Source organism: Lutibacter sp. (assembly GCF_013041805.1).
Classification (GTDB): Bacteria; Bacteroidota; Bacteroidia; order Flavobacteriales; family Flavobacteriaceae; genus Lutibacter.
In genome coordinates this window covers 1-9,697 of the sequence record NZ_JABDRI010000056.1, presented here as the reverse complement: position 1 = coordinate 9,697, position 9,697 = coordinate 1, and the positions used below count along the sequence as shown (strand labels likewise).

The following is a 9,697-nucleotide window of genomic DNA, read 5'->3' as shown; positions in this document are numbered from 1 at the left end:
AGTATCCCTTACATAATTGGCAACAAATAAACTTTGAATATCTCCGTACATATTTGCATCATCATCAAATAAATCGACTTCACCCGTTTCAATGAAAAGCCTACAATGATGTTCTCTAAGAGTTTCTAGTACGATATATCTTGTTTGTGGATTTCTCTCTAGTCGATTTTGGACCCAAATGAACATTGATGTTACTTTGCCCTCTTCTATATCGTTGAGTAACCTATCAAGCTCTTGGCGCTCTTCTATTGGTAGTGTACCACTTACATTTTCTTCTTTATAAAGTTTATAGGATAATCCCAATTTGGAAGCGAGAGCTATCCCAAGTAGTTCTTGTTCATGAATAGAACGGTCTTTTCCTTCTTCCTTATCTCCTGAAATTCTGCATAGAATACCTAACATAGTATGATTATTTAGTTTAGTAAATATAAGACTTTAATTTTACCCTTACAATTATTGAATTAACCTTAGTCTTTAAAGTTGCCAACAAAATGTTTGCATTATCAGGATTAAATCATCAACCAACAACGGTTAATTTAAAATGTGATCCAGAAAGAGCTATTGAGCTTCGTGAACAGTACAGTGGAATAATAGAAGGCTTTCATATGAATAAAAAATTATGGAATACAATTGCTATTGAAGGGGGAATACCAAATAGTTTAATTGAAGAGCTTATAGATCACTCTTACGAATTGGTCGTTAAAAATATGACTAAAAAGCTACAAAGAGAACTAGGTTTTCTTTAATGTTTCTTCCTATATTCTGAAGGTGTAACACCTTTAATCGCTTTAAATTTTCTATTAAAATTTGCTAAATTATTGAAGCCAGATTTATAAGAAATTTCGGTAATATTTAAATCGTTATTTTTAGTTAGCAATTTACAAGCATTACCAATACGTATATCAATTAAAAAATTCACAAAAGTTTTATTAGTGCGTTGTTTAAAATATCTGCAAAAAGCATTAGGGGTCATATTTGCAATATCAGAAACTTGGTCAAGTGTAACTTCTTTATGATAGTTATTCATAGTATATTGAAAAATATCACTCATACGCTTTCCTTCATTCCCTCCATACTTTTTAAGGTTTATGAGCGAAGATAAAGTGCGCTTTTTCGATACAGATATTAAGCGTAGTACTTCCAAAAATGAAATAAACTGATCGTATTTTGGTAACTCACCAATATTAGATAATAATTGAAAAAGGTTCTTTTTGTTAGAAAAAACTTGAAGTCCAAGACCAATTTCATTAAAAAAATCTTGAAAATTCTCAAATTCAGGCAAATTGAAAAATCCTTCACCATATGAGTTTTTAGAAAAGAATAATGAGATCATTTCTGTTTCCTCTTCTAAAGACTTATCTTTTTTAAAGATATGAGGTAGGTTTTCGCCTATCACAAAAATATCATCCTTTTTAAATTCACCCACACAATCACCTATTATATAAGTTCCTTCACCTTCTGTAATTAAACTTATTTGAATTTCTTTGTGTTGATGTAACTTTTCATAGAAAGATTCACCTTTATAATGTTGAATGTACAAGGTAACATTTTCAGGCTTTGGAATTTTAAAAGGTAAAACTTTCATGTATTTGCTATGCTTAAATTAATCTTATTTGTGACGAAAATACAAATAAAATACAAATAATAAGGTAAAATAATACTGTAAATTGATAGAAATATCTAATTTATCAGTTGGTAGTTGTATTAAATTTGGGAAAAAGAAAGTCATGAATATACAATGGGAAGGTGTTATGCCTGCAGTAACAACAAAATTTACATCAGATGATCAATTAGATTTAGTAAATTTTGAAATTAATATTAACGCACAATTAGAAGCAGGGGTTAACGGAATTATCCTTGGAGGAACCTTAGGAGAAGCGAGTACTTTAACCGATATTGAGAAAAAAGTATTGATAAAAAAAACGGTTGATATTGTAAAAGGAAAAGTTCCAGTAATTCTCAATATTGCAGAGCAATCTACTACTGTTGCCATTGATGCTGCAAAAAAAGCGATGGAATATGGCGCAACAGGTTTAATGATGTTGCCACCAATGCGTTATAAAGCAGATGCTAGAGAAACCGTTACCTATTTTAAAAAAGTGGCGAATAGCACACCACTACCCATAATGATTTACAATAACCCTGTAGATTATGGAATTGAAGTTACCTTAAGCATGTTCGAAGAATTATCCGAATGCAAAAATATACAGGCAGTGAAAGAATCAACACGAGACCTTTCAAATGTTACAAGAATGAGGAACCGGTTTGGAGATCGTTTTAATATTTTATGTGGTGTTGATACCTTGGCACTGGAAAGTTTATTAATGGGTGCAAATGGCTGGGTTGCTGGTTTAGTCTGTGCTTTCCCCGCTGAAACAGTCACTATATATAAATTAGTAAAAGCAGGCAGAATTAAAGAAGCAATAGAAATATATAGTTGGTTTTTACCATTGCTAGAGTTAGATATAAATACTAAATTAGTACAAAATATTAAGTTGGCAGAAGTTGCAACAGGAATTGGAACAGAATATGTTCGTGAACCTCGCTTACCTTTAGTTGGAGAAGAAAGAAGGCATGTGCTTGAAATTGTTGATAAAGGAATAAAAACACGACCGGTATTGCCAAAATTATAACAACTTTAAAATTACAATTATCAAATGATTACAGGAAAAAATTATATTGGAAATGTATTGTCTTCTATTGGAAAAATTACTTTTAAAACATTCAATCCAAAATCAAATACTGAAAACGATATTGTTTACACAGAAGCTTCACAAATTGAAATTGATAAAGCAGTTTCGCTTGCTACTGAAGCTTATAAATCTTTCAAAAATGTTTCAGGTGCTAAAAAAAGTGAATTTTTAAACGAAATAGCCAATGAAATTGAGGTATTAGGAGATGATTTAATTAAAACATTTTGTTCAGAAACTGGACTGCCAGAAGGCAGAGCGCTTGGAGAAAGAGGAAGAACTACTTTTCAATTACGATCATTCGCTAATTTAGTAAAAGAAGGCTCTTGGGTTGAAGCAACTATTGATACGGCTCAACCAGATAGGCAACCAATTCCAAAGGTTGATATTCGAAAAATGATGATTCCGATAGGTCCAGTAGTAGTATTTGGTGCTAGTAATTTCCCATTAGCCTATTCTACAGCTGGAGGAGATACCGCTGCTGCTCTAGCAGCTGGTTGCCCTGTGATTGTAAAATCACATCCAATGCACGCGGGTACAGGCGAATTAGTTGCTTCTGCCATTATTAAAGCTGCATTAAAAACAGGAATGCCAAATGGTGTTTTTTCAAATTTAAACAGTAGTGGAATTGATGTAGGTGTAAAATTAGTTCAGCATCCACAAGTAAAAGCAGTTGGATTTACTGGCAGTATTCGAGGTGGTAGAGCATTATTTGATATGGCGGCTCAACGAGCAGAACCTATTCCAGTTTTTGCAGAAATGGGAAGTGTAAATCCAGTTGTAATTTTACCAAATGCAGCTAAAAATAAGGGAGAATTTTGGGCAAAAACGTATGCAGGTTCAATAACTCTGGGCTCAGGTCAATTTTGTACAAATCCCGGCTTAATTTTAGGAATGAAGGGAGACGATTTATCAAATTTCATTCAAGTTTTATCTGAGGAAATTATAAAAGTTGAACCTTCATGTATGTTACATCCAAATATAATTGGAGCTTATGAAAATAACAAAGCTAAAATGCAATCTCAAAAGGGATTACAAACCGTTGTCGCTTTTGATAAAGATGTCTCAACTAATTTCGCTAGACAGATAATTACAACAGTTGAAGGCGCTACTTTTTTAAAGAATACATCATTGCATCAAGAAGTTTTTGGTCCATTTTCTATGGTTGTTCAATGCGAAGATAACGAACAATTGGAGCAAATAATTTCAAATTTGGAAGGACAATTAACAGGAACGATTTTAACTGAAAACGATGAAATAGGAAGTTTTACTAAAGTTGTGGCAGCGCTTCAAAACAGAGTAGGTCGTATTATTTATAATGGAGTACCAACTGGAGTTGAAGTTTGTCCCGCGATGGTTCATGGAGGTCCTTATCCGGCATCAACAGATAGCAGGTTTACGGCAGTTGGAATAAATTCTATAAAAAGATGGGTACGACCATTTAGCTTTCAAAGTTGGCCAAATGAATTATTGCCACAAGAATTGAGAAACGAAAATCCACTTGGAATTTCACGAGTAATTGATGGAAAAACAACGACCAACCCTTTATAGCTTAATATGAGTAGAACCACTTTTTCTTGCATAGATGCGCATACTTGTGGTAACCCCGTAAGAGTTATAAAATCGGGAGGTCCAAATCTTATTGGAAATTCAATGAGTGAAAAGCGTCAACATTTTTTAAAAGAATATGATTGGATTCGTAAAGGTTTAATGTTCGAACCTCGAGGACATGATATGATGAGCGGGAGTATTTTATTTCCACCTCATAATAAGGATAATGACTTTGCTATTTTATTTATTGAAACATCTGGTTGTTTACCCATGTGTGGACATGGAACAATTGGTACAATTACAGTAGCAATAGAAGAGAGTTTAATAATTCCAAATACACCGGGAAAAGTAAAAATGGAAGCTCCGGCTGGATTGGTTGAAATTGAGTATCAGCAAACAGGTGAAAAAGTAGATTGGGTAAAATTGACCAATGTAAAATCATTTTTAGCGGAAGAAAATCTCACGATCAATTGCCCCGAGTTAGGTGAAATTACATTTGATGTTGCTTATGGAGGAAATTATTATGCTATTGTTGATCCACAAGAAAATTTTAGTGGAGTTCATAATTTTACTGCGAGTAAATTAATTCAGTACTCCCAAACAATACGCACTCGGATTAATGAAAAATATACAAATTTATTTATTCATCCAGAGGATGAAACAATAAGAGATGTTTCTCATATTATGTGGACTGGAAACCCAATAGATTCAAAATCTTCAGGTAGAAATGCTGTTTTTTATGGAGATAAAGCAATTGACCGTTCACCTTGTGGAACTGGAACTTCAGCACGAATGGCGCAATTATATGAAAAAGGTAAATTAAAAAAAGGCGAAGAATTTATTCATGAAAGTTTTATTGGTTCAAAGTTTATAGGTGAAATTGTAGAGGAAACTAAATTAGGGAAAATTTCTGCAATTATTCCAAGTATTAAAGGTTGGGCAAAAATATATGGATACAACACTATCATTATTGATGATGAAGATGATCCGTATGCACACGGATTTCAAGTTTTATAAAATATGAGTAAAAAAGTACTGATTATTGGAGGTGGAATTATAGGTTTATGTTCCGCTTATTACTTACGAAAAGAAGGGCATAGTGTTACTGTGATTGATAAATCAAATATGTTGGATGGAGCTTCTTATGGAAATGCGGGTATGATAGTTCCTAGTCATATCATTCCATTAGCTCAACCAGGGATGATTAAAAAAGGAATTAAATGGATATTGAATCCCAAAAGTCCGTTTTATGTTAGGCCAGGTTTTAGTTATGATCTTATTGATTGGCTATTTAAGTTCTATAAAAACTCTAATCAGAAACATGTAGATAATTCGATGTCTCATTTAAAAAACCTTTCTTTTTTGAGTAAAGAATTATATCAGGAATTTGCGAAAGCATCAAAACAATTTTTATATGAAGAAAAAGGTTTATTGATGTTGTATCAAAATGAAAAAGTTGGGGAGGAAGAAATTAAAACAGCTCAAATAGCAAAACGTTTTGGAATTGAAATTGATTTTTTAGATAAAGAAGGAATTCAAAATTTAGAAAAAAATACTGTTGTAAACGCTTTGGGAGCGGTTCACTACAAAACAGACGCGCATTTATCACCAAATCTTTTTATGAAATTCTTAAAAGAAGAATTATTAAAAATGAATGTTGAAATTCAGACTAATACTGAAATTATTGATTTTAAATCAACAAAAAGTACGATAAATGAGATTATGACAAATAAAGGAGTAATTAAAGCAGATTCTTTTGTGGTAGCCGCAGGTTCTTGGAGCCCAAAAGTATTAAGTAAGTTGGATATTAAACTATCATTGTTACCAGGGAAAGGTTATAGTTTTGATATTTTAAAGCAACTGAACTCACCTTCCGTGCCATCTATTTTATGTGATGGAAAAGTGGCAGTGACACCATTAGATTCTTCGATTAGATTTGGTGGGACTTTAGAAATAACAAATACAAATGATACTCAAATAAATTTGATGCGATTAGGTGGAATTGAAGATACTATTAATAATTTCTATCCTGAATTTGAATTTCAAACTCTTGAAAACAAAAAAATTTGGTCTGGTTTTAGGCCTTGTACACCAAATGGTTTGCCCATTATTGAAAAGCCGAATAAATTTTCTAATTTAATTATTTCAACGGGTCATGCAATGATGGGCTTGAGTTTGGCACCTGCAACTGGTAAACTAGTATCCGAATTAGTTTCTGAAGCACATACATCAATTGATATTTCAGCATTTAAGATGAAATAATTTAATTTTGATTAATTTTGACAAATGACTTTTATTGATATTTTAATAAAATTACGAAAAATTGTACGTTCGGTTAACTTGGAGAGTAAACGAGTTGAAAAAGAGCAAGGAGTAAGCATCCCTCAATTATTATGTTTACAGTATTTGGCAGAACAGGAAGATTATAGAACAAATGCAGCTAAACTAAAAACTTTTTTAAACTTAAATGCTAGTACTATTTCTGGAATTTTAAGAAGATTAGAAAGGAAAGGTTTTGTGGCAAAACTTCCAAATGCATCAGATAAAAGAGTTACTTTAATTTCATTAACAACAGTTGGTTTAGAATTATTGCAAAATGCTCCAATTACTTTTCAGCAAAAATTAAGTAAAAAATTGCAAGCGCTTCCACCAGAAAAATTACAAACTATTATTGATGGAATTGATATTTTAACAAATATAATGGAGGTTGAAGAGCTTGATGCTTCACCCATTATTACTTCTGAAGAATTTTCTAAAGAATAGAAATTCTCATATTAGCATTTTATTAATTTAATATAGCTTCTATAGAAACTATATTGATATCTTAATAATTAAAGTTTTTTAATATTAATAGTTGTGAAATAATTAAGGTTTAGTGTTTTTTTATTAATAAACCTTATACTTTATTAATTGTTTCTATAGAAACAATTTCGTATTTTAGCACAGATTTTAAAAATTAAATTTATATATATGTTAATAATTCCAGTAAAAGATGGTGAAAATATTGATAGAGCTTTAAAACGCTATAAGAGAAAAACGCGAAATACAAAGTTGATAAATCAATTAAGAGAGAATAAACACTTCACAAAAAAGTCTGTAAAACGAAGAAAACAAATAGAAAAGGCTTGCTATAAACAACATTTACAAGACCAGGAAAATCAATAAAATGATTAATTTTAGTATTTACAATAAAGTAGCAAAACCAACCGCACAACAAAAAGAAGAAATAGTAGCATTCTTGTATAAGCATTTAGAGGAGTATGGCGATAAAAGAAATGACATTTTAAAATGTTTGAATTATGCTATTGAAGACTTAGACCATTCGTTTGGTGGATTTGTTCTTATCATAAAAGAAAATACAAAAATCTTAGGCGCGACCATTATTAATGAAACTGGAATGGGAGGATATATTCCAGAAAACATTCTTGTTTACATTGCGGTACATAATAATGCGAGAGGAAAAGGTGTTGGTAAAAAACTAATGCAAAAAGCCATTGAAATTACGAATGGAGATATTGCATTACATGTAGAGCCAAACAATCCTGCAAAGCACTTATATGAGAAATTGGGATTTGAGAATAAGTACTTAGAAATGCGTTTAAAAAAATAGTAGAGATTATATATGGAAATTGTAGATATTATTGTTTTTATAATATATATGATCTTAGTCCTAGGAATAGGTTTTTACTATTTTAAAAAAAATAAGGATGTTAAAGATTATTACATTGGTGGTGGTAAAATGAATAGTCTTCATGTTGGACTTTCGGTTGTTGCTACAGATGTAGGAGGCGGATTTTCAATTGGTTTAGGAGGATTAGGATTTATGATGGGCTTGTCAGGTTCGTGGATGCTTTTTACAGGATTAATTGGTGCTTGGCTTAGTGCTGTGTTTTTAATTCCCAAAGTGGTAAAGCAAGGTAATTTATATGGTTTTTTAACCTTCCCAGAATTTTTAAAACACAACTATGGAGCAACTGTAGCTATGGTTGCCGGAGTTATATCTTTTATAGGATATTTAGGGTTTACCTCGTCACAGTTTTTAGCTGGTGCAAAATTAGCCACAGGAACATTTCCAAGTCTTGATTTATTAGATGCCTTGTTAATTATGGGGGGAATTGCACTTTTATACACTGTTTTTGGAGGTATGAAAGCTGTAATTTACACAGATACTTTTCAATGGATTATTTTGATGTTTGGTTTAATTTTTATTGGAATACCAATTGCTTACAATTATTTAGGGGGTTACCACGAAATTGTAGATGCCTTACCCAATAAGTTTTACTCTTTACAAAATGTATCGTGGGTGCAACTAGTAAATTGGTTTGTTATTATTGTGCCTATTTGGTTTGTTGGAATGACACTTTATCAGAGAATTTATTCGTGTAAAAGTGAAGAAACTGCAAAAAAAGCATGGTTTATAGCTGGGTTGTTCGAATATCCAGTTATGGCATTTATGGGTGTGATTTTGGGTTTATTTGCAAGAGTTGCAGCAGCAAAGGGACTTTTTATAGCCGATGGGTATGAAAATGCTTTGCAAATGGATCCAGAAATGGGAATGCCTATTTTACTTAAAACGGTTCTTCCTGTTGGCTTTATGGGTTTAATGTTATCTGCCTATTTTTCGGCAATAATGTCAACAGCAGACAGTTGTTTATTAGCAGCTTCGGGAAATTTTGTAACTGATATTTTAGGGTTGAAAGATTTAAGTCCAAACACCATAAGAATTTCGCAAATCACTACTTTTTTAATTGGAGGTATATCAATTCTTATTGCAAGTAGTATGCAAAGTGTTTTAGATTTAATGCTTTTGTCTTATTCCTTTATGGTGTCTGGTTTGTTAATTCCTGTGCTAGGTATTCTTATTTCCAAAAAAAGAAAACCAAAGGCTGCATTGGCTGCAATGTTATTAGGTGGTTTTTCCACATTAATTTTAACATTTTTAAAAGTAGAAATTCCCTATGGTTTCGATCCAATTTTAATAGGAATTTCATTATCACTATTAGCTTATTTAGTTGTTAAAAAATAAACGACGAAATTATTATGTCAGAAATATTAACTGTTGAAGAATTAAAATATTTAACAAATTTCAGAAAAAAATTACATCAATTTCCGGAATTATCAGGAAATGAAAAGAAAACAGCTCAAGCTATTGTGGACGAATTAAAACGATGTAATCCAACAACAATTATAACTAAACTTGGAGGGTACGGTGTTGCTGCAGTTTTTAATGGAGATTTAAAAGGAAAGACCATACTCTTTAGAGCAGAATTAGATGCTTTACCTATTGTAGAAGAAAATACTTTTGATCATGTATCTAAACATTCAGGAATTTCTCATAAATGTGGACATGATGGCCACGCTGCCATACTAATAGGTTTGGCAAGAGTTTTAAAAAAAAAGCCTCTATTAAAAGGAAAAGTTATTTTATTATTTCAACCATCAGAAGAAAATGGAAA

At 31.7% G+C, this 9,697-nt stretch carries 12 protein-coding genes; 10 read left to right on the top strand and 2 right to left on the bottom strand.

Going from position 1 to position 9,697, the window contains the following annotated elements; translation table 11 throughout:
• Positions 1 to 402, bottom strand: a 402-nt coding sequence (locus HKP59_RS07570; protein WP_291805218.1) for a recombinase family protein, incomplete at its 3' end; no start/stop codon positions are given.
• Between the two features lie 50 nt (positions 403 to 452).
• Between HKP59_RS07570 and HKP59_RS07565 the strand changes: the two genes are divergently transcribed.
• Positions 453 to 746 carry an MmcQ/YjbR family DNA-binding protein gene (locus tag HKP59_RS07565; RefSeq protein ID WP_363288999.1) on the top strand — a complete coding sequence of 98 codons (294 nt, stop codon included), beginning with the start codon at positions 453 to 455 and terminating at the stop codon, positions 744 to 746.
• On the opposite strand, the gene HKP59_RS07560 is transcribed toward HKP59_RS07565, so the two are convergent.
• Entirely contained in the window at positions 743 to 1,585 is an 843-nt protein-coding gene (locus HKP59_RS07560; RefSeq protein ID WP_291805216.1) for an AraC family transcriptional regulator, read from the bottom strand. The two genes, HKP59_RS07565 and HKP59_RS07560, sit on opposite strands and share 4 nt — an antisense overlap.
• A gap of 142 nt (positions 1,586 to 1,727) precedes the next feature.
• Here HKP59_RS07560 and HKP59_RS07555 point away from each other — a divergent pair, with 142 nt between their 5' ends.
• The 9 genes from HKP59_RS07555 to HKP59_RS07515 all read left to right on the top strand — a co-directional run.
• Positions 1,728 to 2,633, top strand: coding sequence for a dihydrodipicolinate synthase family protein (locus HKP59_RS07555; protein ID WP_291805220.1), 906 nt, complete (start codon positions 1,728 to 1,730; stop codon positions 2,631 to 2,633).
• 24 nt (positions 2,634 to 2,657) lie between these two features.
• Positions 2,658 to 4,241, top strand: a complete 1,584-nt coding sequence (locus HKP59_RS07550) for an aldehyde dehydrogenase (NADP(+)) (protein WP_291805214.1) — start codon at positions 2,658 to 2,660, stop codon at positions 4,239 to 4,241.
• Positions 4,242 to 4,247: 6 nt separating this feature from the next.
• Positions 4,248 to 5,258 carry a 4-hydroxyproline epimerase gene (locus HKP59_RS07545; RefSeq protein WP_291805211.1) on the top strand — a complete coding sequence of 337 codons (1,011 nt, stop codon included), beginning with the start codon at positions 4,248 to 4,250 and terminating at the stop codon, positions 5,256 to 5,258.
• A gap of 3 nt (positions 5,259 to 5,261) precedes the next feature.
• The gene (locus HKP59_RS07540) at positions 5,262 to 6,503 is read left to right on the top strand and encodes an FAD-dependent oxidoreductase (protein WP_291805210.1); all 1,242 of its coding nucleotides are present in this window, start codon (positions 5,262 to 5,264) and stop codon (positions 6,501 to 6,503) included.
• A gap of 24 nt (positions 6,504 to 6,527) precedes the next feature.
• Complete coding sequence (locus HKP59_RS07535) at positions 6,528 to 7,004, top strand: MarR family transcriptional regulator (RefSeq protein ID WP_291805208.1); 477 nt, start codon at positions 6,528 to 6,530, stop codon at positions 7,002 to 7,004.
• A gap of 207 nt (positions 7,005 to 7,211) precedes the next feature.
• Complete coding sequence (gene rpsU, locus HKP59_RS07530; protein WP_291805206.1) at positions 7,212 to 7,406, top strand: 30S ribosomal protein S21; 195 nt, start codon at positions 7,212 to 7,214, stop codon at positions 7,404 to 7,406.
• Between the two features lies 1 nt (position 7,407).
• On the top strand, positions 7,408 to 7,851 hold the full coding sequence (locus tag HKP59_RS07525; protein WP_291805203.1) for a GNAT family N-acetyltransferase: 444 nt from the start codon (positions 7,408 to 7,410) through the stop codon (positions 7,849 to 7,851).
• Between the two features lie 12 nt (positions 7,852 to 7,863).
• A complete protein-coding gene (locus HKP59_RS07520; protein ID WP_291805201.1) occupies positions 7,864 to 9,267 on the top strand; it encodes a sodium:solute symporter in 1,404 nt (467 codons plus the stop codon).
• Positions 9,268 to 9,281: 14 nt separating this feature from the next.
• Positions 9,282 to 9,697, top strand: a 416-nt coding sequence (locus HKP59_RS07515) for a M20/M25/M40 family metallo-hydrolase (RefSeq protein ID WP_291805198.1), incomplete at its 3' end; no start/stop codon positions are given.

What these genes read in the sequence shown, in the direction of transcription:
- rpsU (WP_291805206.1), top strand. Translation starts at nt 7,212, where the DNA reads ATGTTAATAATTCCAGTAAAAGATGGTGAAAATATTGATAGAGCTTTA.
- HKP59_RS07520 (WP_291805201.1), top strand. Translation starts at nt 7,864, where the DNA reads ATGGAAATTGTAGATATTATTGTTTTTATAATATATATGATCTTAGTC.
- HKP59_RS07540 (WP_291805210.1), top strand. Translation starts at nt 5,262, where the DNA reads ATGAGTAAAAAAGTACTGATTATTGGAGGTGGAATTATAGGTTTATGT.
- HKP59_RS07535 (WP_291805208.1), top strand. Translation starts at nt 6,528, where the DNA reads ATGACTTTTATTGATATTTTAATAAAATTACGAAAAATTGTACGTTCG.
- HKP59_RS07525 (WP_291805203.1), top strand. Translation starts at nt 7,408, where the DNA reads ATGATTAATTTTAGTATTTACAATAAAGTAGCAAAACCAACCGCACAA.
- HKP59_RS07545 (WP_291805211.1), top strand. Translation starts at nt 4,248, where the DNA reads ATGAGTAGAACCACTTTTTCTTGCATAGATGCGCATACTTGTGGTAAC.
- HKP59_RS07560 (WP_291805216.1), bottom strand. Translation starts at nt 1,585, where the DNA reads ATGAAAGTTTTACCTTTTAAAATTCCAAAGCCTGAAAATGTTACCTTG.
- HKP59_RS07550 (WP_291805214.1), top strand. Translation starts at nt 2,658, where the DNA reads ATGATTACAGGAAAAAATTATATTGGAAATGTATTGTCTTCTATTGGA.
- HKP59_RS07555 (WP_291805220.1), top strand. Translation starts at nt 1,728, where the DNA reads ATGAATATACAATGGGAAGGTGTTATGCCTGCAGTAACAACAAAATTT.